Origin of the sequence: Mycolicibacterium insubricum (genome assembly GCF_010731615.1) — a bacterium.
Classification (GTDB): Bacteria; Actinomycetota; Actinomycetes; order Mycobacteriales; family Mycobacteriaceae; genus Mycobacterium; species Mycobacterium insubricum.
Window position 1 is genome coordinate 3,281,558 of the sequence record NZ_AP022618.1, and the last position, 23,379, is coordinate 3,304,936.

Annotated in this window: 23 protein-coding genes; 15 read left to right on the top strand and 8 right to left on the bottom strand. The window is 68.0% G+C overall.

Translation table 11 applies throughout. The features are described 5' to 3' along the window. Window positions 1-6: 6 nt before the first annotated feature. The 3 genes from G6N16_RS15530 to G6N16_RS15540 all read right to left on the bottom strand — a co-directional run bounded on the left by G6N16_RS15530 (window position 7) and on the right by G6N16_RS15540 (window position 2,425). Complete coding sequence (locus G6N16_RS15530; protein ID WP_110810759.1) at window positions 7-864, bottom strand: peptidase; 858 nt, start codon at window positions 862-864, stop codon at window positions 7-9. 28 nt (window positions 865-892) lie between these two features. Next, window positions 893-2,020: a peptidoglycan hydrolase RipC gene (gene ripC, locus G6N16_RS15535; protein ID WP_268948409.1), complete on the bottom strand. Its 1,128-nt coding sequence runs from the start codon at window positions 2,018-2,020 to the stop codon at window positions 893-895. A 210-nt stretch (window positions 2,021-2,230) separates the two neighbouring features. Then, entirely contained in the window at window positions 2,231-2,425 is a 195-nt protein-coding gene (locus G6N16_RS15540) for a hypothetical protein (protein WP_110810763.1), read from the bottom strand. A gap of 242 nt (window positions 2,426-2,667) precedes the next feature. On the opposite strand from G6N16_RS15540, the gene G6N16_RS15545 reads away from it, so the two are divergent. Then, window positions 2,668-4,377, top strand: a complete 1,710-nt coding sequence (locus tag G6N16_RS15545; RefSeq protein WP_083029785.1) for a DEDD exonuclease domain-containing protein — start codon at window positions 2,668-2,670, stop codon at window positions 4,375-4,377. On the opposite strand, the gene trpD is transcribed toward G6N16_RS15545, so the two are convergent. Next, the gene (gene trpD / locus G6N16_RS15550; RefSeq protein WP_083029786.1) at window positions 4,361-5,434 is read right to left on the bottom strand and encodes an anthranilate phosphoribosyltransferase; all 1,074 of its coding nucleotides are present in this window, start codon (window positions 5,432-5,434) and stop codon (window positions 4,361-4,363) included. The two genes, G6N16_RS15545 and trpD, sit on opposite strands and share 17 nt — an antisense overlap. Window positions 5,435-5,545: 111 nt before the next feature. Between trpD and ctaE the strand changes: the two genes are divergently transcribed. The 4 genes from ctaE (at window position 5,546) to qcrB (ending at window position 9,891) form a co-directional block, all read left to right on the top strand. After that, window positions 5,546-6,160: an aa3-type cytochrome oxidase subunit III gene (gene ctaE / locus G6N16_RS15555; RefSeq protein WP_083029787.1), complete on the top strand. Its 615-nt coding sequence runs from the start codon at window positions 5,546-5,548 to the stop codon at window positions 6,158-6,160. A gap of 70 nt (window positions 6,161-6,230) precedes the next feature. Next, a complete protein-coding gene (qcrC, locus tag G6N16_RS15560) occupies window positions 6,231-7,061 on the top strand; it encodes a cytochrome bc1 complex diheme cytochrome c subunit (protein WP_234805761.1) in 831 nt (276 codons plus the stop codon). Further along, a complete protein-coding gene (gene qcrA, locus G6N16_RS15565; protein WP_083029789.1) occupies window positions 7,058-8,227 on the top strand; it encodes a cytochrome bc1 complex Rieske iron-sulfur subunit in 1,170 nt (389 codons plus the stop codon). The genes qcrC and qcrA overlap by 4 nt, the downstream gene beginning before the upstream one ends. Further along, window positions 8,224-9,891, top strand: coding sequence for a cytochrome bc1 complex cytochrome b subunit (qcrB, locus tag G6N16_RS15570; protein WP_083029790.1), 1,668 nt, complete (start codon window positions 8,224-8,226; stop codon window positions 9,889-9,891). The genes qcrA and qcrB overlap by 4 nt, the downstream gene beginning before the upstream one ends. A gap of 391 nt (window positions 9,892-10,282) precedes the next feature. Here qcrB and G6N16_RS15575 read toward each other — a convergent pair whose 3' ends face one another. The 4 genes from G6N16_RS15575 to ctaC all read right to left on the bottom strand — a co-directional run bounded on the left by G6N16_RS15575 (window position 10,283) and on the right by ctaC (window position 13,473). Continuing rightward, entirely contained in the window at window positions 10,283-10,900 is a 618-nt protein-coding gene (locus tag G6N16_RS15575; protein WP_083032230.1) for a DUF2561 family protein, read from the bottom strand. A 17-nt stretch (window positions 10,901-10,917) separates the two neighbouring features. Continuing rightward, on the bottom strand, window positions 10,918-11,889 hold the full coding sequence (locus G6N16_RS15580; RefSeq protein ID WP_083032231.1) for an MmpS family transport accessory protein: 972 nt from the start codon (window positions 11,887-11,889) through the stop codon (window positions 10,918-10,920). Between the two features lie 154 nt (window positions 11,890-12,043). After that, on the bottom strand, window positions 12,044-12,460 hold the full coding sequence (locus G6N16_RS15585; RefSeq protein ID WP_083032233.1) for a cytochrome c oxidase subunit 4: 417 nt from the start codon (window positions 12,458-12,460) through the stop codon (window positions 12,044-12,046). 32 nt (window positions 12,461-12,492) lie between these two features. After that, window positions 12,493-13,473 (bottom strand): aa3-type cytochrome oxidase subunit II, encoded by a 981-nt coding sequence (gene ctaC / locus G6N16_RS15590; RefSeq protein WP_234805938.1) that lies wholly within the window; start codon window positions 13,471-13,473, stop codon window positions 12,493-12,495. Window positions 13,474-13,665: 192 nt separating this feature from the next. On the opposite strand from ctaC, the gene asnB reads away from it, so the two are divergent. The 10 genes from asnB to G6N16_RS15640 all read left to right on the top strand — a co-directional run bounded on the left by asnB (window position 13,666) and on the right by G6N16_RS15640 (window position 23,379). Then, complete coding sequence (gene asnB / locus G6N16_RS15595) at window positions 13,666-15,597, top strand: asparagine synthase (glutamine-hydrolyzing) (protein WP_083032236.1); 1,932 nt, start codon at window positions 13,666-13,668, stop codon at window positions 15,595-15,597. Window positions 15,598-15,969: 372 nt separating this feature from the next. Next, window positions 15,970-16,782, top strand: coding sequence for an AfsR/SARP family transcriptional regulator (locus G6N16_RS15600; protein WP_163787900.1), 813 nt, complete (start codon window positions 15,970-15,972; stop codon window positions 16,780-16,782). A 229-nt stretch (window positions 16,783-17,011) separates the two neighbouring features. Then, window positions 17,012-18,403 carry a phage tail sheath family protein gene (locus tag G6N16_RS15605; RefSeq protein ID WP_197913109.1) on the top strand — a complete coding sequence of 464 codons (1,392 nt, stop codon included), beginning with the start codon at window positions 17,012-17,014 and terminating at the stop codon, window positions 18,401-18,403. 29 nt (window positions 18,404-18,432) lie between these two features. Next, window positions 18,433-18,954, top strand: coding sequence for a phage tail protein (locus G6N16_RS15610; RefSeq protein ID WP_083032240.1), 522 nt, complete (start codon window positions 18,433-18,435; stop codon window positions 18,952-18,954). 4 nt (window positions 18,955-18,958) lie between these two features. Further along, complete coding sequence (locus G6N16_RS15615; protein ID WP_083032242.1) at window positions 18,959-19,654, top strand: hypothetical protein; 696 nt, start codon at window positions 18,959-18,961, stop codon at window positions 19,652-19,654. Window positions 19,655-20,474: 820 nt separating this feature from the next. Beyond that, window positions 20,475-20,735, top strand: coding sequence for a hypothetical protein (locus G6N16_RS15620; protein WP_083032245.1), 261 nt, complete (start codon window positions 20,475-20,477; stop codon window positions 20,733-20,735). After that, window positions 20,735-21,367 carry a hypothetical protein gene (locus G6N16_RS15625; protein WP_083032246.1) on the top strand — a complete coding sequence of 211 codons (633 nt, stop codon included), beginning with the start codon at window positions 20,735-20,737 and terminating at the stop codon, window positions 21,365-21,367. The genes G6N16_RS15620 and G6N16_RS15625 overlap by 1 nt, the downstream gene beginning before the upstream one ends. Beyond that, window positions 21,367-21,735, top strand: coding sequence for a hypothetical protein (locus tag G6N16_RS15630; RefSeq protein ID WP_083032248.1), 369 nt, complete (start codon window positions 21,367-21,369; stop codon window positions 21,733-21,735). Before G6N16_RS15625 ends, G6N16_RS15630 begins: the two co-directional genes overlap by 1 nt. A gap of 97 nt (window positions 21,736-21,832) precedes the next feature. Continuing rightward, the gene (locus G6N16_RS15635; RefSeq protein WP_197913110.1) at window positions 21,833-22,855 is read left to right on the top strand and encodes a contractile injection system protein, VgrG/Pvc8 family; all 1,023 of its coding nucleotides are present in this window, start codon (window positions 21,833-21,835) and stop codon (window positions 22,853-22,855) included. Beyond that, window positions 22,852-23,379, top strand: coding sequence for a phage baseplate assembly protein V (locus tag G6N16_RS15640; protein ID WP_083032251.1), 528 nt, complete (start codon window positions 22,852-22,854; stop codon window positions 23,377-23,379). The genes G6N16_RS15635 and G6N16_RS15640 overlap by 4 nt, the downstream gene beginning before the upstream one ends.

Here is a 23,379-nt window from a genome sequence, read left to right on the forward strand (position 1 = left end):
ATCAGGTTAGCGCTCGGCCGCCGCGCGCCAACCGGCGAGCAGTTCGCGCCCGGTCGCGCCGAACACCTGCGTCAACGCGACACCGGCGTCGGGGTGTCCCGCGCCGGCGGCCCGGGCGTAGAACTCCCGCAGCCGGTCCGGGCCGCCGCGGGCGGCCAGGTAGCGGGCGAAACCCCAGGCCCGGTCGTAGGCAGCGGACAGCTGCGCGGGGTCGGTGGCGGTGAAGTCGGCATCGGCGGGCAGCCGGTCCGGGACCGGTGCGGTGCCCGGCGCCGGGGCCGGGCGGGCCACATAGTCGGCGACGCCCTCCTGCACCCAGCGGGCCGCGTCGGTGTCGGTGACGGCGCGGGTGGCGTAGTGGAAGAGCTCATGGGTCAACACGATTCGGAAGTCCTGCTCGGAGATCTGAAGTACGCCGGGGGCCAGGACGATCCGCGCGCCGGTGGCCGTGCGGGTGGCGGCGTCGATGTGGTCGGCGACGGCCGCAGCGGCGATGTCGGCGCCGGCCAGTCCGGTCCGGTGGGCGAATTCGGTTCCGGTGTCGGTGATCTCGACGACGATCTCACGCGGCCAGTCGGGACCCCAGAATGCGTCGACGGCGCCGGCGGCCGCGCCGATGTCGGCGGTGACCCGGATGGCGACGGCCGCGCCAGGGCCGCCGGGGGCGGCCGGGACTCCGATGAATCGCAGCGTGCGCCCGTCGGGCAGGGTCGGGGCGATGCTCACCGGGCCGGTGTACGCCGGCGGGGGGCTCGGCCGTGGCGCAGCGGAATCGGGGTGGGTGTGACCGGCCGTCAGCGGTGCCGCGATACCGATGCAGGCGAGGAAGACGCCGGCCAACAGCGACCGCAGCCGGTCGGCCACCTGGCCGCGGCGGGTTGGTAGCGGCGGGCTAGTAGCGACGGGCGTTGTAGAACGGTCCGGCGCCGTCGAGCGGCACCACCCGGACCGGCTGGCCGTAGGTGGAGGCGTGCACCACCAGGCCGTCACCGACGTAGATGCCGGTGTGCGAGGCGTCACCGTAGTAATTCACCACGTCGCCGGGCTGCAGATCGCTCCGGGAGACCGGCATGCCGCCGCGGGCCAGCGCCTGGCTGGAGTGCGGCAGTGAGACGCCGGCCTGCTGGAAGGCCCACATCACCAGGCCGGAGCAGTCGAACGCGCCGGGTCCGGCGGCGCCCCAGGAGTACGGAGATCCGACGCGGGTCAGCGCGGCCTGCACGACGGTGGAACCGAGCGGGCTGGCGGTCACCCCCTCGGGGGCCCCGACGTCGCCGGGCGGCACTGCGTCGGCAGGCGACTCGGGGGCGGCCTCGGGCGCGGGCGCATCGGGAGCAGCCTCGGGCAGTCCCGGCGCCGGAGCGGCCAGGATCGCGGGCGGCTGGACGGCCGGGGTCGGGTTGGCCCACTGGTTGCGCTGCTGGGGGGTCAGCACGTTGTACCGGGACTTCACCACGGCGATCTTGAGCGCCAGCGCGTTCTGCTTGTTCACCAGGTCGTTGCGGACGGCGACGGCGGCTTCGGTGGCGGTCTTGGCCTCGGCGGCGGACTTGGCCGAGGCGGCCTCGGCACGGTCGGCGTTGTCGCGGGCGGTCCGGAAGCTGGACATGGTGGTCTGCATCTGGGTATTGACCATGTCCTGGACGGCGAGCTGGTCGATCAGGCCCTGCGGGGTGGTGGCAACCAGCAGGGCGTTGAACTCGTCGGTGCGGCCTCCCATGTAGGTGGCGACGGCAAACTTGTCAACATCGGTCTGGTAGTTGCCCAGCGTGGTCTTCGCCGACTCCGCGGTGGCCAGGTCCTGGGTGTGCTGGTTCTCCGCGGCGGTCTGCGCGGCGACCTTGCTGTTGAGATCGATCTGGGCGGCGTTGACGGCTTCGCTGGTCTGCTCGGCCTGACGGGTCAGGTCCCGGAGCTCGGCGAGCGGATCCTGGGCGGGGTCGGCGTGACCCACCGACATCAGTGTCCCGGACAACACTCCCACCGTCGCGATGACGGTGAGCACACGGGGTCTGAGCACGCGTTTAGCCAGGTCAATCCGTACAAAGCTCAAGATTTGTGTCCTTAAACTGCCTTCGGCGCGGAGTTGCCACGCCGCCGCCGAACCGCCTTAGGTCTCATTTAGGTTACGAAACGTCACCGGCGATGTCCAACGGGGCCGACTCAGACCCTCAAAGTTAACGGATATCGGGTTGCGGCGCCAATGCGTCGGCGGCGGCCCCGGGGCTCCTCAGGCCACCCCCGGCCGCCGGTCCCGGTGTACCGGGACCAGTCGCAGCCGCGGTGCCATACCGGCCTCGGCGAGCACCTCCAGCGCCGCCCGCTCGTCGGCCAGCAACGTCTCGGGCACCCCGAGCAGCACGCTGACCACGCAGTCGCGGCAGCCCGGACCGCGGACCGCACAGTCATCGCAGTCGATCACCATCGGCCCGTCGTCCGGGAAGTCCTGCCCGGTGGTCCTACCGTCTCGCATCACGTGTCCTTTCGTCGTCGGTCGGGACGCTAGCGGGCAGCACCGACAACTCAATGTCAGTGCTGTCCGGTCCCGCCAAGCTCTTCGCGGCTCCGCGTGGGTAACCGTCACGCTCTTCGCGGCTCGTTCCTCGCCGCTCGACGTGCCGGGCCTCGCCGCTCGACTTGTCGGGGGCCCCCGCTACCGTCCCGGGCATGACCGCTCAGCTGAGCTTCGCCGATCTCGACACCGGCGTGGACCTGGCGGCGACGATGTTCGTGGTGGTCGACCTGGAGACCACCGGCGGCAGCGCCGGCAACGACGCCATCACCGAGATCGGTGCGGTCAAGGTGCGCGGCGGGCAAGTGCTGGGGGAATTCGCCACCCTGGTCGACCCGGGCCGGGCGATCGCGCCCCGGGTGGTCGAGCTGACCGGCATCACCAGCGCCATGGTCCGCGACGCCCCGCGCATCGACGCGGTATTGCCGATGTTCCTGGAGTTCGCCGCCGGCGCGGTGCTGGTCGCCCACAACGCGGGCTTCGACATCGGGTTCCTCAAGGCCGCCGCCGCCGACTGCGGCATCGACTGGCCCCGGCCGCAGGTGCTGTGCACGGTGCGGCTGGCCCGACGGGTGCTCTCCCGCGACGAGGCGCCCAGCGTGCGGCTGGCGACGCTGGCCGGGCTGTTCGGCACCACGTGTCAACCCACCCACCGGGCGCTGGACGACGCCCGGACCACCGTCGAGGTGCTGCACGCGCTGCTCGAGCGGGTCGGCAACCAGGGCATCCACAGCCTGCCCGAGCTGCGCGACTACCAGCAGAACGTCACCGGGGCGCAGCGCCGCAAGAAGTCGCTGGCCCGCGACCTGCCGCACCGGCCCGGCGTGTACCTGTTCCGCGGCCCAGGCGACGAGGTGCTCTACGTCGGCACCGCGGTGGATCTGCGCCGACGGGTGGGCCAGTACTTCACCGGCGCCGATCCGCGCAATCGGATGCGGGAGATGGTGAACCTCGCCGAGGCCGTCGACCACGTCGAATGCGCGCACGGGCTGGAAGCCGGGGTGCGCGAGCTGCGGCTGCTGGCCGCGCACGCCCCGCCGTACAACCGGCGGTCGAAGTTCCCACAGCGCTGGTGGTGGCTGGCGCTGTCCGACGAGCCGTTCCCCCGGCTGCGCCCGGTGCGTCGGCCCGGACACGACCGGGTGCTCGGGCCGTTCTCCGCGCGCGCCGACGCCGCCGACACCGCCGCCCTGCTGACCCGGTTCACCGGTCTGCGCAGTTGCACGCACCGGCTGGGCCGCGGCGCCCGGCATGCCTGCGGCGAGCGTGAGGTGGCACCGTGCCCGGCCGCCCAGCACGCGACGGCCACCGAGTACGCGGCGGCGGTGGCCCGGGTGGCGGTGCTGATCGACGGCGACGACGCGGCGCCGCTGGCCGCCGCGGTGGCCCGCGTCGACGAGGTGGCCGCCGACGGGCGCTTCGAGACCGCCGCCCGGCTGCGCGATCACACCGCGACGGCCGTCGACGCGCTGTGGCGCGGCCAGCGGTTGCGCGCCCTGGTCGCGGTGGCGGAGCTGGTGGCGGCCGCACCGGATGGCATCGGCGGCTGGGAGCTGGCGGTCATCCGGCACGGCCGGCTGGCCGCAGCCGGGATCGCCGCCCGCGGGGTGCCACCGCTGCCGGTCGTCGACGCGTTGTGCGCGGGCGCCCAGACCGTGCTGATGACCCCGGAGCCGTTCGGCGGCGCGCTCGTCGAGGAGACCGCCCTGCTGGCACGCTGGCTAGCCGGCCCGGGCGTGCGGATCGTGCGCGCCGACGACGGCTGGGCCACCCCGTCCGGGGCGGTGGGCCGCTGGGCCCAGTGGTCGCAGCGCGCCCGGTCGGCGCGCCGGGCCGCCGAGGCGGCGCTCAGCCCCGTCGGGTGAATTTCGCCCAGCGGGCCAGCAGCCTTCCAGCGTCACCGGAGTCGATGGCGTTGGCGGCGCGGCTGAGCCCGGATTCCCAGGCCGACAGCCATTCCGCGCCGGCCGTCAGCCCGGCGTGGGCCACCAGTGCACCGGCGGCGTTGAGGATCACCGCGTCACGCACCGGTCCGGTCGCCCCGGAGAACACCGACCGGGCCTCGGCGGCATTGCTTTCCGCATCACCGCCGAGCAGATCAGAGAGCTGCGCGCGGGCGAAGCCGAACCCGGCCGGGTCGAACGTCAGCCGGTCGACGGTCCCGGCCTGCACCCGCCAGATGGTCGACGTCGTGGTGGTGGTCAGCTCGTCGAGGCCGTCGTCGCCGTGCACCACCAGCACGCTGGAGCGGCGCGCCGCGAACACCCCGGCCATCACCTCCGCCAGGTCGCCGAACGCGCAGCCGATCAGGCCGGCGCGCGGTCCGGCCGGGTTGGTCAGCGGCCCGAGCAGGTTGAACACCGTCGGAACGCCGATCTCCCGTCGTGCACTGACGGCGTGCCGGTAGGACGGGTGGAACAGCGGCGCGAAGGCGAACCCGATGCCGATCTCGGAGACGCAGCGGGCCACCTCATCGGGCTCCAAGTCGATGCGCACCCCGAGCGCCTCCAGGGTGTCGGCGCCGCCGGACAGTGACGACGCAGCCCGGTTGCCGTGTTTGACCACCGGAACGCCGGTCGCGGCCACCACGATGGAGGCCATCGTCGACAGGTTGACCGTGTTGGCGCCGTCTCCCCCGGTGCCGACGATGTCGACGGTGTCGGTGCCGATCTTCTGGGTCGGCAGCCGCCGGGAATTGCTCAGCATGGTGTCGGCGAGCTCGCCCACTTCGGCCGCGGTGGGCCGCTTCATCTTCATCGACACGCCGAAGGCGGCGATCTGTGCGGGCGTGGCGACGCCCTTCATGATCTGGTCCATGGCCCACGTCGCCTGCCCGGGAAGGAGGTCCTTGCGCTCGGTCAAACGGCCCAAGACCTGCGGCCATGTCGGTTGGGCATCGGGTTGCTCAGGGGTCACACTCACCCCGAAATCGTCGCATGGCCGCGGGAACCAACGGGCCTCGGCATCCGACTGAAAAACCCAAATGCCTCCCCGGGTGGAGTTCAGCAACTACAAAGCGTCATACTTGCTCCTGTGACGAGCGCTGTAGGTACTTCGGGAACCGCAATCACGTCGCGCGTGCATTCGCTGAACAGGCCAAACATGGTCAGTGTCGGCACCATCGTGTGGCTTTCCAGCGAGCTGATGTTCTTCGCCGGATTGTTCGCGATCTACTTCACCGCGCGCGCCCAGGCAGGCCCCACCGGGTGGCCGCCGGAACCGACCGAGTTGAACCTGTACCTCGCGGTTCCGGTGACCCTGGTGCTGATCGCCTCGTCGTTCACCTGCCAGATGGGCGTGTTCGCCGCCGAGCGCGGCGACGTGTTCGGTCTGCGCCGCTGGTACCTGCTGACCTTCGCCATGGGTGCGTTCTTCGTCGCCGGCCAGGGCTATGAGTACATCCACCTGGTCCAGCACGGCACCACCATCCCGGGCAGCGCCTACGGCACGGTGTTCTATCTGGCCACCGGATTCCACGGCCTGCACGTCATCGGCGGTCTGATCGCGTTCGTGCTGCTGCTCATCCGCACCACGCTCAGCAAGTTCACTCCCGCCCAGGCGACGGCGGCGATCGTGGTGTCCTACTACTGGCACTTCGTCGACATCGTCTGGATCGCCCTGTTCGCCGTTATCTACTTCGTGCGGTGAGTCCGCGGTGACACCCCTGCCCGAATCGACAAATCAGCCCAAGCCGACGAACAGGAGTGCTCGGTTGAATATCTCGCGGTTGTTCCCAGCGACCGGCGGTGACCGGTCCCGGCGCCGATGGCGCCGCCGGCTGGCCTCGGGTGTGATGCTGCTGGTGGCGCTGGCCATCGCCGGCACCGCGGCCGCGGTCTTCACCCCGCGCGCGCAGGTCGCCCAGGCCGACGAGTCCAACGCCGCCCTGAAGTTGGGCAAGCAGCTGTTCGACACCTCGTGCGTGTCGTGCCACGGCGCCAACCTGCAGGGCGTGCCCGAGCGCGGGCCGAGCCTGATCGGCGTCGGCGAGGCGGCGGTGTACTTCCAGGTCTCCACCGGCCGGATGCCGGCCATGAGCCTGAACTCGCAGGCCCCGTCGAAGGCGCCGGCGTTCACCGAGAACCAGATCGACGCGCTGGGTGCCTACGTGCAGGCCAACGGTGGCGGCCCGGAGCGCCCGGTCAACCCGGACGGCAGCCTCAAGTCCAATGAGCAGTTGCGCGACGGCAGCATCGCCCGCGGTGGCGACCTGTTCCGGCTGAACTGCGCCTCCTGCCACAACTTCACCGGCAAGGGCGGCGCGCTGTCCTCGGGTAAGTACGCCCCGGATCTGGGTGACATCAACGAGCAGGGCATCTACACCGCCATGCTGACCGGTCCGCAGAACATGCCGAAGTTCTCCGACCGGCAGCTGTCCCCGCAGCAGAAGCAGGACATCATCGCCTACATCCACGACGCGACCACCACCCCGAGCCAGGGCGGCTACGGCCTGGGCGGGTTCGGCCCGACGTCGGAGGCCACCGCGATGTGGTTCATCGGCATGACCGTGATGATCGGTCTGGCCATGTGGATCGGAGCACGTTCATGAGCAACGACATTCCCCAGCCCAGCGACGAGCAACTCGCCGCGATGAGCCGAGAGGAACTCGTCGAGCTCGGCGGCCGCATCGACGGCGTGCAGACCGTCTTCAAGGAGCCGCGCTGGCCCGTCGAGGGCACCCGCGCCGAGAAGCGCGCCGAGCGCCTGGTGGCCCTGTGGCTGCTGATCGGCGGCGTCGCCGGCCTGGCACTGCTGCTGATCTTCCTGTTCTGGCCGTGGCACTACAAGGCCGCCGACGACCCGGGCAACTTCCTCTACAACCTGGCCACCCCGCTCTACGGCCTGACGTTCGGGCTCTCGGTGCTTGCCATCGGCGTCGGCGCGGTGCTGTTCCAGAAGAAGTTCATCCCCGAGGAGATCTCCATCCAGGAGCGCCACGACGGGGCGTCCTCGGAGCTGGACCGCAAGACGATCGCGGCGAACCTGACCGACGCGCTGGAAGGCTCGACCATCAAGCGCCGCAAGATGATCGGCGCGACGTTCGGTCTGGCGATGGGCACCTTCGGTCTGGGCACCGTGGTGGCCGGCCTCGGCGGGCTGATCAAGAACCCGTGGGACACCAAGGTCGACACCGCCAACGGGCCGGTCTCCGTGCTGTGGACCTCCGGTTGGACGCCGCGCTACCACGGCGAGACCATCTACCTGGCCCGCGCCCTGGGCGCCGGCAGCAACAGCCACGCCCCGTTCGTCAAGATGCGGCCCGAGGACATCGGGGCCGGCGGCATGGAGACGGTCTTCCCGTGGCGGGAGTCCGACGGCGAAGGCGAGGATGTCCACTCGCACGAGAAGCTCGGGCAGATCATGATGGGCGTGCGCAACCCGGTGATGCTGATCCGCATCAAGCCCGAGGACATGCACCGGGTGGTGTACCGCAAGGGGCAGGAGACCTTCAACTTCGGTGAGCTGTTCGCCTACACGAAGGTCTGCTCGCACCTGGGCTGCCCGTCGTCGCTGTACGAGCAGCAGACCTACCGGATCCTGTGCCCGTGCCACCAGTCGCAGTTCGACGCGTTGCACTTCGCCAAGCCGATCTTCGGCCCGGCGGCCCGCGCGCTGGCCCAGCTGCCCATCACCATCGACAAGGATGGCTATCTGGTCGCCAACGGCGACTTCATCGAACCCGTCGGACCGGCCTTCTGGGAGCGCAAGTCATGAGTTCGAAAATCGGAGAGCGGCTCGCCGAACAGGGTGACGCGATCGATTCGCGGTACCACCCCTCGGCCGCGGTCCGCCGCCAGCTGAACAAGGTGTTCCCCACTCACTGGTCCTTCCTGCTGGGTGAGATCGCGATGTACAGCTTCATCGTGCTGCTGATCACCGGCGTGTACCTGACCCTGTTCTTCGACCCGTCGATGGCCGAGGTGACCTACAACGGCGTCTACGGCCCGCTCAAGGGCATCGAGATGTCGAAGGCGTACGCCTCCACGCTGGATATCAGCTTCGAGGTGAAGGGCGGGCTGTTCGTCCGGCAGGTGCACCACTGGGCGGCGCTGATGTTCGCGGCGTCGATCATGGTCCACCTGGCGCGCATCTTCTTCACCGGTGCGTTCCGTCGGCCACGCGAGGCCAACTGGGTGATCGGCTCGCTGCTGCTGATCCTGGCGATGTTCGAGGGCTACTTCGGCTACTCGCTGCCTGATGACCTGCTGTCCGGCATCGGCCTGCGCGCCGCGCTGAGCTCCATCACCCTGGGCATGCCGATCATCGGCACCTGGTTGCACTGGGCGCTGTTCGGCGGTGACTTCCCCTGCGGCGGCGTCGGTTACGACTGCGCGGCGTCCGGGGCGGGCATCATCATCCCGCGCATGTACGGGCTGCACATCCTGCTGATCCCGGGCATCATCCTGGCGCTGATCGGTATGCACCTGGCGATGGTCTGGTTCCAGAAGCACACCCAGTTCCCCGGCCCGGGCCGCACCGAGACCAACGTCGTCGGCGTGCGCGTCATGCCGGTGTTCGCGGTGAAGTCCGGCGCGTTCTTCGCCATCACCGTCGGCATCCTGGGCCTGATGGGTGGTCTGCTGACCATCAACCCGATCTGGACACTGGGCCCCTACAAGCCGTCGCAGATCTCGGCGGGCAGCCAGCCCGACTTCTACATGATGTGGACGGAAGGCCTGGCGCGTATCTGGCCGGCCTGGGAGTTCTACCCGTTCGGCCACACCATCCCGGCCGTCGTCTGGGTCGCGGTGATCATGGGCCTGGTGTTCGTGCTGCTGATCCTGTGGCCGTTCCTGGAGAAGCGGTTCACCGGAGACGACGCGCACCACAACCTGCTGCAGCGTCCGCGTGACGCTCCGGTGCGCACCGCGATCGGCGCCATGGCGATCGGTTTCTACATGATCCTGACGCTGTCGGCCATGAACGACGTCATCGCGCTGAAGTTCCACATCTCGCTGAACGCGACGACGTGGATCGGCCGCATCGGCATGATCGTGGTGCCGGTGGTCGTGTACTTCGTTACCTACCGGTGGGCGATCGCGCTGCAGCGCAGTGACCGCGACGTGCTGGCGCACGGCATCGAGACGGGCATTATCAAGCGGACCCCGCAGGGTGCCTACATCGAGCTGCACCAGCCGCTGGGGCCGGTCGACGATCACGGCCACCCGATCCCGCTGCCCTACGAGGGTGCTGCACTGCCCAAGCGGATGAACAAGCTGGGATCGGCCGGTGCCCCGGGCTCGGGCAGCTTCCTGACGCCGGATCCGGCGGCCGAGGACGCTGCGCTGACCGCGGCCGCACATGCCGCCGAGCACCGGGCGCTCACCGCGCTCAAGGAATACCAGGATGAGGAGATCGTCGGCGCCGACCAGCACTGACCTCTCCACCTGAACACCTCCGGCCCGGGACCAACTGGTCCCGGGCCGGAGGTGTCTTTGCGCACCCCATCGCGTTGAGTGCGGGAAACGTCGAGCGTGGGACCTACGCACCCCCACCGCGTTGAGTCAGACTCCACGCTGCGCGAAACGGCGTCCGGCTCGGCGTGGAGTCTGACTCAACGCCTACTGGGTGCTGGTAATCGCATACTGGGATACCGGCAAGCGCGTGCCGGGTACTGGGGATGGCAATCGCGTACTGGGCGCCGGGAAGGCCGGGCGTGCGGCCACTCCCCTACCCCACTCGTGTCACCAGTAACCACAGGGCGGAATCCGGCTCGGAAATCGCCATCCAGTTACTGGCGGCGAAGCCGTCTCGCGGGAAATCGGGCCCTCAGGCGGCGTGGACGGCGTCGGACTCGGCCAGCCGGTCCTTGAGTTCCTTCAGGAAGACCTCGGGGATGGCGATCATGCCCAGGCTGACCAGCGCGGCCACCCCGAAGCTGATGTACGCCCCGGTGTCATTGCCCTCGGCGATCAGGTAGGTGGCCAGCGCGACGGCGCCCATGGCCACCCCGGTCGCGGTCAGCACACCGAGCCCGCCGCGCAGCCACAGACGGTCCAGCGCGGCCGCCGGGATGCGGTTCTGCGGCACCGAGGTGGAGAACTCCGGCGGATAGCGGTCGACGGCGCGGCGCACCGCCGGCTTGCTGACGGCGCGACGCGACGGCGCGGACTGCGCGGCCTGGCGGGCTCGCACCAGCAGCGGCATGGCGCCGGCGATGATCGCCGCCGAGACGCCGATGATCAGCCACAGCCACCAGGTGGAGCCACTGGAGGCCTCACCGCCGGAATGCACCTGCGGGCCGGACCCCAGCCGGACCAGCGAGATGATCGCCAGCACGGCCAGTGCCAGGGCGATCAGCCAGACCGTCGAGGCCGCGGCCACGAACACCCGGTCGGTGTTCTCCGGCGATTTCGTGAACCGATCGAGTGGGCTCGGGTCTGCCATTTTCTTCCCTCGTTCCATCAGCAGGCCGTCTGTGCGGAGTTGCTCTGGTTGGACGACAGTGTTTCGCCGTCACTGGTTGTGATCGAGCAGTTCAACCTGCTGACCAGGAACAGGCTCGATGCCTGAACCGATCCGATGTCGGATTGCGAGATCGGTGTCACCGTGAAGGACCACGGGATGTAGACGTTGCGCAGCGTCTTGCTGCGGCCGTTGGCGTCGGTGTAGGTCACCGTGATGACGTCACCGGGCGACTTGGTGCCGGTCACCGTGTAGGTGATCTGCCGGGGTCCGGCCGGCCGGGTCGTGGTGGTCGTCGTCGGCGTCGGCGAGTGGGTGGTCGTCGGCGGAGGTGGCTCCTCCGTCGTCGGCGGCGGGACGACCGGCGGCGGTTCCGTCGTCGGCGGAGGCGGCGGGGGCTCGGTCGTCGGCGGAGGTGGTGGCGGCGGTTCCTCGGTGGTCTCCACCGGCGGCGGAGGTGGCGGCGGGGGCGTCGTCGTGATGATCTCGTCCTGCACCGGGGGCGCCGAGATGGTGCTGGTGCCCTCGTTGGCGGTGTTCGACGTGTTGTTGCCGCGGGTCACCAGCACCGACACCGACACCACCAGTGCGATGGCGGCCAGGATCGCGGTGACGCCGACGATCCACGGCCACCGCGGCGGCTTGACGTCCTCGTACTCGGTGACGCCGTCGTAGTCGTCGTATTCGTACAGCGCGATCTCGGCCGGTACGTACGGCGCGCTGGTGATGTGTTCGGATTCCGGGGCGGAGTAGGCCTGGTAGGTCTGCGGATCGGGCTCGGCGTGCGGATCCCCCTCGGGGTCCCACTCGGACACCGGGGCTTCGGCGTCGTCGAGCTCGGTCGGCGCGTCGAGATCGGGGTGATCGTCGAGGCCGTCCAGATCGGCGGGCTCGTCGGCGGAGTCGGAGTCGGGTCCCCGATGACGGCCACCGGCCTCATCGCCCGGATCCGGTGGGGTGACCCCGCTCATCTCTGCGCCTGTCCTTTTCGGCATCGTCCGCCCGCCACGGCAGATGTTCCTGTCGGTTTACCTTACCCAACGGGGTACACCCGACCCGGGATTGGCACGGCGGGGAAACCGGGTCGGCCGCAGGTGACGGCGCTGCCCGGAGGACGGCGTCGGGCTAGTGCTTCTCGGGGCCGACGTAGTACTCGAAGACCAGCCCGGAGACCGAGCCCAGGACGAACACCACACCGGTGATCAGCAGCCAGGGCAGCCACAGCGCGCCACCGACGGCGGTGACCGAGGCGGACAGCGCGATCAGGATCGGCCACCAGCTGTGCGGGCTGTAAAAGCCCAGTTCACCGGCGCCGTCGGCGATCTCGGCGTCGTCGTAGTCCTCGGGGCGGGTGTCGAGACGACGGGCCACGAACCGGAAGAAGGTACCGATGATCAGCGACAGACCGGCCGACAGCGCCAGCGCGGTGGTTCCGGCCCATTCGATGCCGTCCGCGAACTTCGCGGTCAGCACGCCGTAGACGACGGTGGCGATGGCGAAGAACGCGGTCAGCAGCTCCAGCAACCTGGCTTCAATATGCATTGCGGTCCCTTAAGTCCTAGATCCTGCCGAGGCTACTTCTTGGTCTCGGGGTCGACGACCTGCTCGCCGCGCCGGGTGTCGAACGGGTGGGTGACGGTGGCCACCGGCGACCCGCCGATCGCCACCAGCGCCTCGGCGTTGGACTTACCGGACTGACGCGCCACGATGTAGCGGGCGAACTTGTCCGGCGAGACCACCCGCACCTCGAAGTTCATCATCGAGTGGTAGGTGCCGCACATCTCGGCGCAGCGCCCCACGTAGGACCCCTCGGTCAGGTTGGTGACCTGGAACCTCGACTGCGAGTGGTTGGCCTCCGGGTAGGGCATCACGTCACGCTTGAACAGGAACGTCGGAACCCAGAACGAGTGCACGACGTCGGCCGCGGCCAGGTCGAACTCGACGCGCTTGCCCGAGGGCACCACCAGCACCGGGATCTCGTCGCTGGTGCCCAGGGTGCGGATCTTGTCGACCTTCAGGTAGCTGCGGTCCTCCGGGTTGTGGCCGCGGATCGCACCGACGACCTCTTTGCCGTGGTGGTCGGTGCCCTCCGGCTTGGACTCCAGCATCTTGCGGTATTCCTCTTCGTACCCGGGAGGGTTGAGGTTGTTACCGTCGATCTCGCGGTAGCCGAACTGCCAGTTCCACTGGAAGGCGGTGACATCGACGACCACGTCGGCCTTCTTCAGCTCGGTCATCTTGTTCTGCACGATCACCGTGTAGTAGAAGAGGCCCGCGATGATCAGGAACGGGATGACCGTCAGCACCAGCTCCAGCGGCATGTTGTAGCCGAACTGCCGCGGCAGCTCGGTGTCGGTGTCCCGCTTGCGGTGGAAGATCATCGTCCAGAACAGCAGGCAGAACACGATGGCACCGACGACGGCGGCGGCCAGCACCGCGGCGATCCAGAAGTTGTAGTTCTCCCGCGCCTGGTCGCTGATGCCTTCCGGCCAGCCCAGAGCCGCGCCCTTGCGCCAGTCGCAGCCGCTCAGGGCGAGGGCCAGAACGCCCAGCATTCCGGCCACAGCAAAGGTCCGGAGCCGGCTGTTACGGCTCCGGGAAATGCCTCGGCTGCTGGTTCTCACGGTGGCGCCTCCTGTGTGCAATTCCAGTCGCATGGGCTGCGTCGCGAATCGAATACTACGCAGCGTAGACCACCGGGGTTCGCCGGGCGTGACACACCTGCCCAATCGGGCATACTTGCCTTAATGTGCGGACTGCTTGCCCTGGTGTGTGCCCCGGAAACCCCCGTAACCGACGATCTCGTTGATGCCGTGGCCGGCGCGTCGCACCTGATGCGCCACCGCGGTCCCGACGAGCCCGGAACCTGGGCCGACGGGCACGTCGTCCTCGGCTTCAACCGGCTGTCCATCATCGACATCGCACACTCCCACCAGCCGCTGCGCTGGGGGCCGGCCGAGTCTCCGGACCGCTACGCCATGGTGTTCAACGGCGAGATCTACAACTATCTGGAACTGCGCGAGCAGCTGGCAACCGCGCACGGTGCCCAATTTCACACCGAGGGCGACGGTGAGGCGATCGTCGCCGGCTTCCACTACTGGGGTGCTGACGTGCTGCCCCGGCTGCGCGGCATGTTCGCGTTCGTCATCTGGGACACCGAGACCGACGAGGCGTTCTGCGCCCGCGACCCGTTCGGTATCAAGCCGCTGTTCATGGCGACCGGCGCCGGTGGCACGGTGCTGGGCAGCGAGAAGAAGTGCCTGATGGACCTGGCGCCGCGGCTGGGCATCGACACCCGCATCGACGAGCGCGCCGTGCAGCACTACACCGTGCTGCAGTACGTGCCGGAGCCCGAGACCCTCAACGTCGGGGTGCGCCGGCTGGAGTCGGGCAGCTACGCCCGGATCCGGCCCGGGCAGGGTCCCGTCGTCACCCGGTATTTCACCCCCCGCTTCACCCCGGTGCCGTTCGTGGCCGGGTCCGAACAATCCCGGTACGACGAGATCACCGCCGTGCTGGAGGATTCGGTCGCCAAGCACATGCGCGCCGATGTGACGGTCGGCGCGTTCCTGTCCGGCGGCATCGACTCGACGGCGATCGCCGCGCTGGCCATCCGGCACAACCCGAACCTGATCACCTTCACCACGGGCTTCGAACGCGAGGGCTTCTCCGAGGTCGACGTCGCGGTCGCCTCGGCGGAGGCGATCGGCGCCCGGCACGTCACCAAGGTGGTCTCGCCGAGCGAATTCGTTGAGGCGCTGCCGGAGATCGTCTGGTACCTCGACGAGCCGGTGGCCGATCCGGCGCTGGTGCCGCTGTACTTCGTGGCCCGCGAGGCCCGCAAGCACGTCAAGGTGGTGCTCTCCGGCGAGGGTGCCGACGAACTGTTCGGCGGCTACACCATCTACCGCGAGCCGCTGTCACTGCGGCCGTTCGACTATCTGCCGGCCCGGGTGCGCAAATCGGTGGGCCGACTCTCCAAGCCGCTGCCCGAAGGCATGCGCGGCAAGAGCCTGCTGCACCGCGGCTCGCTGACCCTGGAGGAGCGCTACTACGGCAACGCCCGCAGCTTCTCCGACGAGCAGTTGCGCGCCGTGCTGCCCGATTTCCGGCCGGACTGGACGCACACCGACGTCACCAGGGCGATCTATGCCGCTTCGGCGGGCTGGGACCCGGTGGCTCGGATGCAGCACCTGGACCTGTTCACCTGGCTGCGCGGCGACATCCTGGTCAAGGCCGACAAGATGACCATGGCCAACTCCCTGGAGCTCCGCGTGCCGTTCCTGGACTCCGAGGTGTTCGCGGTGGCCGCCAAGCTGCCGTATGACCAGAAGATCACCCGCACCACCACCAAGTACGCGCTGCGCCGGGCGCTGGAGCCTATCGTCCCGGCGCACGTGCTGCACCGCGCCAAGCTCGGTTTCCCGGTGCCGATCCGGCACTGGCTGCGCGCCGGTGAGCTGCTGGATTGGGCCAATCAGCTGATCGCGACGTCCGGGGCCGGGGAGTACGTCGACATCCCGGCGGTGCGGCAGATGCTGGAGGAGCATCGCACCGGCGAGATCGACCACAGCCGGCGGCTCTGGACCGTGCTGATCTTCATGCTCTGGTACGCCATCTTCGTCGACGGCACGGTAGTGCCGGCCATCGAAGACCACAGCTACCCGGTGCAGCTGTAGCGCGTTCTACAGCAGCGCGGCCTGGATGTCGCTGGCGGCCTCGGGGCCGTAGGCGCCGCGGATGCGCTCGATGCCGGCGCAATACGGCCCTCGACGTTTACTTCGAGCTGTCGTAAATTGGTACCGCCTATTGTCGAACTGGCAATCCAGGAAGCCCGGCAATTGTGCAGGTGTCCAAAGGGGTGGGCAATGACGCAAGTGCCGAGCATCGCTCAGAGTCCTGCGGAATCCATACCCTGCCTCAACGTCAAGCTACTCGGCGACCCCGAATTCCGATGCAGCACGGGTCCGCTAACTCTCAGCACAAGCTGCCGCGCAATCCTGGCAAACCTCGTTCTGCAGGACGGTCATCGGTCCAAACGCAGCCGACTGATGTTGGATATCGCCCCCGACGCCGCTCCAGGATCGGCCCGGCGTCGACTCAACACCGCAGTGTGGCGACTCAAGCGCGCGGTCGATCCGGCAGCACACGCACTGCCGCTGGTCCTCAGCGACGCGCATTCAGTTTCCATAAATCCGCACTATCACGTGGTCAGCGATGTCTCCGACTTCGAAGCCGCGTGCGACCGTTCACACAGTTCCGTCCAACAATGGGGAGAAGAGGAACTCGGAGCGGCCAATACGGCACTTGACCTCTACCGGGGCGAATTGTTGTCCGGAATTGCCGACGAATGGGTGCTGGGCCGCCGTGACCAATTGTCGGAACTGCAGACTCAAGTCGCATTGCAGCTGTCCCAATGGCATCGCATGCGCCACCAATGGCAACAAGCACTCCATTACGCCGAGCACGCCCTTGCCACCCATCCGCTCTCCGAGACCCTGCACAGATTGGTCATCGGAATCCACCTCGAGTCCGGCCAGCCTTGGCACGCTCTCCACCACTTCGAAACCTGCCGAAACGTGCTCGCCACGGAGCTGGGAACCGCGCCCGAGCTTGCCACCAACCGGCTTGCCGAGCGGGTTCGCTCGACACTGCAGACCAGTACCCCGGCAGCAGCCTCGGAATCGACGCGACTGCTCGATTCGACCATCGAATCGGTGATGTCCGAACTCGCCGACGCCCGGGCATCCCTCGAACGGTGTCGGATCGCCGTCGACGCCGCGACCACGCGGCTGCGTGCCCTCCGGGCCGCGGACCGAATTCCGCCGACGCCGCAGTCGCCGGTCGCCTCGCCAGCGCGGTAACCAACCGGTGATCGACCGGCCCGGCGCGGAGATCACCCGGTGATCACCCGCCGGTAGAAACTCCCCATATCGGCGCGTACCGGAGGAGTTTCAAATGGTCATGCTAGACAAGGGACCCGGCGTCTACGTCGAGGAACTGTCCTCGGGTGTACGCACAATCAGCGGTGTCGCGACCTCCATCACGGCATTCCTCGGCCGGGCCCAACGCGGACCGGTCGGTGAACCCGTCATGGTCAACAGCTTCACCGAATTCGAGCGGACCTTCGGCGGCCTGTGGTTGGAGAGCCACCTCGGGTATTCGGTGCGTGACTTCTTCGCGATGGGCGGCGGCAAGGCGATCATCGTGCGTATCCACCATCCCAAGTCCACCAACGATGACGGCCGCGCCAAGCTGACCTTCGGGTCCGACAAGGAGCAGCTGGTGCTGTCCGCCGCCAGTGCCGGTTTGTGGGGCTCAAAGCTGGTCGCCACCCGGGATCGCAAAGTCCCGAAACCATCGGATAACCCGACCCGGTTCAACCTCACGGTCACCGGCGCCGGCAGGACCGAGACGTTCCTGAACGTGTCCCGCGCCCCCAATGAACCCCGCTGCGTCAAGCAGGTGCTGGAAAATGAAAGCAAGCTCGTGCGCGTGTCGGGTGCACTGCCGACCAATGCCTCGGGTCTCAACGATGTGGAGAAGGCAACGGTCACGGGCGGCAACGACGGGGAGAAGATCACCAACGACGATGTGACCGCCGGCCTGTCCACGCTCGACCGGGTCGACCTCTTCAACATGCTGGTCATCCCGCCGTACCTGGGCGACGGCGACGTGGGGCTCCGTGAGGTCGATGGAACCGTGCTGACGACGGCCATCAAGCTGGCCACCAAACGCCGAGCCGTCGTCATCATGGACAGTCCACAAGGCTGGACGGACACGGACACCGTGACCGCCAAGCTGACAACCGATACCCCGTTCGTGGACCGCAGCGACAACGCCGTGACCTATTTCCCGCGGATTTGTCAACCCGACCCGCTACGCGACGGCGCCATCGGCACGTTCGCGCCGTCGGGTGCGATCGCCGGAATCATCGCCGCCACCGACGCCCAGCGCGGCGTGTGGAAATCGCCCGCCGGAGTCGACGCGAAGCTGGCCGGGGTGTCCGGGCTCAGCGTCACGTTAACCGACGACAACATCGGCACCCTGAACTCCTCCGGGGTCAACTGCCTGCGCCGGTCGCCCGGCACCGGGGGCCACGTGGTGTGGGGAGCCCGCACCATCAACGGTGCCGACGCCATCGGATCGGAATGGAAGTACCTCGCCGTCCGGCGCACTTCGCTGTTCCTGCAGGAAAGCCTGCGCCGCGGTCTGCAATGGGTGGTATTCGAGCCGAATGACGAACCGCTGTGGTCCCAAATCCGTTTGAACGTCGGTTCTTTCATGAACACCTTGTTCCGGCAGGGCGCCTTCAAAGGTTCCAGCCCGCGCGAGGCCTATCAGGTGAAGTGCGATAGCGACACCACCACGCAGGACGATATCGACCGGGGCGTGGTCAACATCCTGGTGCGGTTCGCGCCGCTCAAGCCGGCGGAATTCGTCGTTCTTCAACTGCAACAGCTGGCCGGTCAAACCAGCGTTTAAGTCCCGACCGACACCGAGAGCGAGACATCATGGCAACGTTCACCGTCAACGCAAGCCGGTTCGACCCCTACAAGAACTTCAAGTTCCGGGTGAAATGGGATGGGCGATTCGTTGCCGCGGTGAGCAAGATAAGCGCTCTCAAACGCACCACCGAAGTCGTCGAGCACCGCGACGGCGCGGACCCCTCGACGGCGCACAAGTCGCCCGGCCGCACCAAGTACGAGGCGATCACACTGAGCCGCGGAGTCACCCACGATGTGGAATTCGAGCAGTGGGCCAACAAGGTCTGGAACCTCGGTTCCGGGCTGGGATCGGAAGTGTCACTGCTGGACTTCCGCAAGGACCTCATCATCGAGGTGTACAACGAGGCCGGTCAGCTGGCGCTCGCCTACAAGGTTTTCCGGGCCTGGGTATCGGAATACCAGCCACTTCCCGATCTGGATGCCAACGCTAACGCGGTTGCCATTCAGACCCTCAAACTCGAACATGAGGGCTGGGAACGCGACTACGACGTAGCCGAACCCGCCGAACCGTCCTACGTCGAACCGTAGTCCCATGCGCAACGACCAGCTTCTCGCCATCCACGAACTCGCAGGAAAAACAGCCGGAGCACCGCGGGGACTGCTGCTCGCCGTACTCCTGGACGAGGCGGAAGTCCAGCCGACCGAACCGGTCGGACGCACCCACGCCCGGCTGCTACGACTGCACGGTCAGCTCGCCAGCGGTCCACTCACCGCCACCGCGGTGTGCACCGACTGCGAGGCAGTCGTCGAGTTCGCGGTCGATATCGCCGACCTGTGCATGCTGGAGGCCGGCATCGTCGACCACCCCGCGCCGCTGCAGCATGACGGCGAGTTGATCCGGTGGCGCCCAGCGTCACTGTCGGACCTCGGTGCCATCGACATCGAATCCAGCCACGCCGCAAGTGACCTCGTGGCGCGTTGTCTTGCCGAGGAACACCGACCATTGGCCGGCGAGCTGCGTGCTCAGGTCGCCCAGGCCATGACCGAGGCCGATCCGCTCGCGGAGATCATCGTGACCGTGGCCTGTCCGGAATGCGGCAGCGGCATCGACACGCTGTTGGATCCCGTCGACTTCGTGTGGTCTCACGTCGATGCGCGGGCCCGAGAGCTGCTGAGCCAGGTCGACCTGCTGGCCCGTGGCTACGGCTGGAGTGAACGGGACATCCTCGACCTGCCGGCTGCCCGACGAAACCACTACGTGGACCTGTTGATCGGTGATGACCTGTGACCGACCTCGTGGGCCGTCTGGTGGACAGTGCGCGGGGCCGTGCCCGGCATGCACGACTACGCCCCACTCCCCCGATCGTGTGGCAGACCCGCCCCGGCGATGGGCCGGGCGCCGGGCTCCCGTTCGCCGATTCCGCCGCCCTCCCGGCAACAAGCAGCCCGGTGCAGTTACACCCGGCCACGGTGGGCATGCGCAAACTGGTTGAGCTCAAAGAGCATTGCGTTGCCCCCAGGTCGGCCGATCCGGCACCGCCGAGCCGAAAGGAACCACCGCAGGCCGTGCCGGTTTCTTCGCCCGTGCGCCCGAGCGTGTCACCGGCGACGGTAGTCCTGCCGGCGGCGGCGCAGGCTCCGGTATCCCGTCCGGCGCTCTCGACAAAGCTGTCGACCACGGATCGAACACCCAACGATCACGCCCCCCGACGAGGGCTACCGCTGCCGGTTCCACCGCCGATCCCGACACCCGAATCGGCCCCGCGGCCGACCGAATCCGATCCGGCACAGGCGGTACGCCCCGAACCGGTTCGGGCCGAGCCTCACAACCTCGATGGACCACCAGCACGCCAACGCGCACTTCCTGTCTCCGACCCCAGCCCGGTGCTGGCCCCGCGACCCACCTTCTCCAGCGTCGCGAAACCGTCGGCTGCCATTCACGTCCACATCGACCGCATCGAAATCCAGGGCGCGCCGCCTGCACCGGTCGGCGCGGCCGCACCGGCACCGGCACCGGTGCCGCCCGGCCCGCCCGGCGCCGCGGCGCCAGCCGTGCTCTCGCTCGCGGACTACCTGCGCGGGAGCCGCGCTACCGGACCGGGGCAGACATGACGTACACGCGGCGCGGTACTGCGCAACCCGGAATCGTCGTGCTCAATGTCGGGCACCTGGTGGTGTCGGGCGTCCCGCACGCGGCGGCGCAGCAGACCATCGCGGCATTCCAGCAGCGGTTGGCCACGGTGCTGCCATACGTAACCAACGGCGTCGGACAGACGCCGGTGAGCACCGAACATCCGGGTGGCCCGGCGTTTCTCGGGTTGGTCGCCGCCGACCGCATCGCAGCGGCAGTCAGATTCGAGATCACCTGATGTTCGCACGCACCCTGAAAGCCGGCCTGGTGACCGTCGACCCGACCTCCGGCACCGTGGGGCGAGTCATCGCCATGCAGTACAACCCGGAGACCGTGACCCGCACGCTGGCCCTGCAATCGGCCGGCAGTGACCCCGGCCAACCGCTGCGGCTCAAGGGGGTCGCCGTCGAGACCATCCGGGTCGAGGCACACCTCGACGCCACCGACGAGCTGGCCGATGCGACCAAGTATCCAGACACCGTGCAGTTCGGCATCCACCCGCAGCTCGCGGCGCTGGCATCGCTGGTCAACCCGACCGTCGCGGCGATCAACGCCAATCAGCAGCTCGCCGCCGCCGGGTCGTTCGACGCACTGGCCGAGGAATCCCCGTTGACGCTCATGGTGTGGTCCCGGGAACGCGTGGTACCGGTGCGGCTCACCGAGCTCGGCATCACCGAGGAACTCTTCGACACCCGGTTGAACCCCATCCGCGCCAAGGTCAGCCTTGCGCTGCGGGTGCTCTCCGTCGATGACCTCGGTGTGGCGCATCACGGTGGCGGCGTGCATCTCGCCTATCTCGGAAACCTGGAGAAGCTCGCCGCACGGGCTAAGTCGTCCGCACTGGAAACATTGGGAGTGACGGTGCTGTGATGGACGAGGCGATGGATCAGCTCCTGGGCGGCACCCCGGCCGGTTCACCCACCGACCCGACGAGTCGCTACCACGATGTGGGTACGTCGATTTTCGGAGATGGCCTGGATGCCGTCACCTACTACCGGCGTCGGCTGATACCCGAACCACGCGCACACACCCTGCTGTATCAGACCCGCATCGCCGACGGAGACCGCCGGGACAATCTGGCGCAGCGTCACCTCAATAGCCCTTATCTGTGGTGGATCCTCGCCGACGCCAACGCCATTCGAGATGCATCGGAACTGGAGGGACCAGCCGGTCAGGCGCTTCGGATCACCACCCCGGCCACGCCGGAGGCCACCGACAGCGATGACGAGCATGCGTGACCTGCCCCCCGGTCCCGTTCGGGTCCAACTCTTCCTCGGGCCCGGTGTTCCGATACCGGTGAACGCCGACATCTTGAACGCCCTGACAGCAGTGAAGGTGGAAAGCTCCGCCGGTGAGGCACAGAGCGGTTTCGAGCTGACCTTCACCATTCCGCGCGACTCACCGATCCAGGCGCTGGCTCCGATCGATGTGCCCTTGTTGCGCTGTGTCATCGCGGTCAGCCTGCGCGGAACGACGACGGTCCTGATGGACGGGGTTGTCACGCACCACGACGTCGCGACCAACGGTCCGCAACTGACCCTGCATGTCAAGGGCAAGGATCTGTCCGCGGCGATGGACGTCATCGCGTTCGACGGAGTGCCCTACCCGGCGATGTCGCCCTCGATGATCGCGCTCACATGTCTGGCCAAATACGCTGCGCTGGGTTGTGTTCCACTGGTGATTCCCGGACCCGCCGAAGATATCCCGTTGCCGACGGAACGCATCCCAACACAGCAGGGCACGGACTACAAGTTTCTCAAGGGTTTGGCCGAAACCGTCGGACACGTGTTCTACCTCGATCCCGGGCCCACGGTGGGTGTCAGCCGCGCCTACTGGGGCCCGGAAGTGCGCACCGGCGTGCCGCAGCCGGCGCTGACCGTCGGGCAGGGCGCGCATATCGACAACGTGACCTCACTGTCGTTCAGCTTCGACAAGGAGCGCAAACAACTGCCGGTGGTGATGATCCACGAGAAGACCAGCCACGCCTCAATCCCCGTCCCCATCCCCGACGTGACGCCGCTGAACCCTCCGTTGGGACTGGTCAGCCCCATTCCGCCGAAGCAGCATCGACTAGCCGAGACCGCGAACCTGAGTCCGATCGCCGCCCTCGCCAAGGGCATCGGGTACGCAGCGGCACACCAGGATTGCGCATTCGGCTCGGGCGCACTGGAGGTGGCCAGGTACGGACACGTCCTGCAGGCCCGCGCCCTGGTGGGGGTCCGCGGCGCCGGGCTCGCCTACGACGGCCTCTACTTCGTCACCAAGGTAACCCACGACATCCGCCGCGGCGGCTACACCCAGCAATTCAGCCTGGCCCGCAACGGGTTGATCTCCACCGTCCCGGCGGTGCCGGCATGACCGATCTGCAGGACACCACCCGGCCACGCTACCTGGGTAAACACCGGGGCACCGTGGTCAACAATGTCGACCCACAGCACCTGGGCCGGATCCAGGTAACGGTTCCCGATGTATCACCGGGCATTTCGAGTTGGGCCATGCCGTGCGTGCCGATGGGCGGTCAGGGGCACGGCATCTACACCGTGCCGTCGATGGGGTCGGCGGTGTGGGTCGAGTACGAACACGGCGACGCCGACTACCCCGTCTGGGTGGGGTGCTTCTGGGGCAGTCCGGCAGAAGTGCCCGCGATCACCGCGACGGTTCCGCCCGGGGTGAACGGAGTGTCCATTCAGACACAGGGTGGACACGTCCTGACGATCAGCGACACACCGGGACCGACAGGCGGGATTCTGCTGAGAACAACTGGGGGATCCATGATCTCGGTGAGCGAAGTCGGCATCACGATCACCAACGGCAAGGGTGCCGCCATCACGCTCACCGGACCCACCACCGATATCAACACGGGCGCATTGACGGTGATCTGA

Coding starts and splice junctions, on each gene's coding strand:
- G6N16_RS15640 (WP_083032251.1), top strand. CDS start 22,852: ATGACCGATCTGCAGGACACCACCCGGCCACGCTACCTGGGTAAACAC.
- G6N16_RS15600 (WP_163787900.1), top strand. CDS start 15,970: ATGTTGGATATCGCCCCCGACGCCGCTCCAGGATCGGCCCGGCGTCGA.
- G6N16_RS15605 (WP_197913109.1), top strand. CDS start 17,012: ATGGTCAACAGCTTCACCGAATTCGAGCGGACCTTCGGCGGCCTGTGG.
- G6N16_RS15630 (WP_083032248.1), top strand. CDS start 21,367: ATGGACGAGGCGATGGATCAGCTCCTGGGCGGCACCCCGGCCGGTTCA.
- G6N16_RS15580 (WP_083032231.1), bottom strand. CDS start 11,889: ATGAGCGGGGTCACCCCACCGGATCCGGGCGATGAGGCCGGTGGCCGT.
- asnB (WP_083032236.1), top strand. CDS start 13,666: ATGTGCGGACTGCTTGCCCTGGTGTGTGCCCCGGAAACCCCCGTAACC.
- ctaC (WP_234805938.1), bottom strand. CDS start 13,473: ATGCTGGGCGTTCTGGCCCTCGCCCTGAGCGGCTGCGACTGGCGCAAG.
- G6N16_RS15540 (WP_110810763.1), bottom strand. CDS start 2,425: ATGGTGATCGACTGCGATGACTGTGCGGTCCGCGGTCCGGGCTGCCGC.
- qcrA (WP_083029789.1), top strand. CDS start 7,058: ATGAGCAACGACATTCCCCAGCCCAGCGACGAGCAACTCGCCGCGATG.
- G6N16_RS15585 (WP_083032233.1), bottom strand. CDS start 12,460: ATGCATATTGAAGCCAGGTTGCTGGAGCTGCTGACCGCGTTCTTCGCC.
- G6N16_RS15575 (WP_083032230.1), bottom strand. CDS start 10,900: ATGGCAGACCCGAGCCCACTCGATCGGTTCACGAAATCGCCGGAGAAC.
- G6N16_RS15610 (WP_083032240.1), top strand. CDS start 18,433: ATGGCAACGTTCACCGTCAACGCAAGCCGGTTCGACCCCTACAAGAAC.
- G6N16_RS15615 (WP_083032242.1), top strand. CDS start 18,959: ATGCGCAACGACCAGCTTCTCGCCATCCACGAACTCGCAGGAAAAACA.
- qcrB (WP_083029790.1), top strand. CDS start 8,224: ATGAGTTCGAAAATCGGAGAGCGGCTCGCCGAACAGGGTGACGCGATC.
- G6N16_RS15545 (WP_083029785.1), top strand. CDS start 2,668: ATGACCGCTCAGCTGAGCTTCGCCGATCTCGACACCGGCGTGGACCTG.
- G6N16_RS15620 (WP_083032245.1), top strand. CDS start 20,475: ATGACGTACACGCGGCGCGGTACTGCGCAACCCGGAATCGTCGTGCTC.
- G6N16_RS15625 (WP_083032246.1), top strand. CDS start 20,735: ATGTTCGCACGCACCCTGAAAGCCGGCCTGGTGACCGTCGACCCGACC.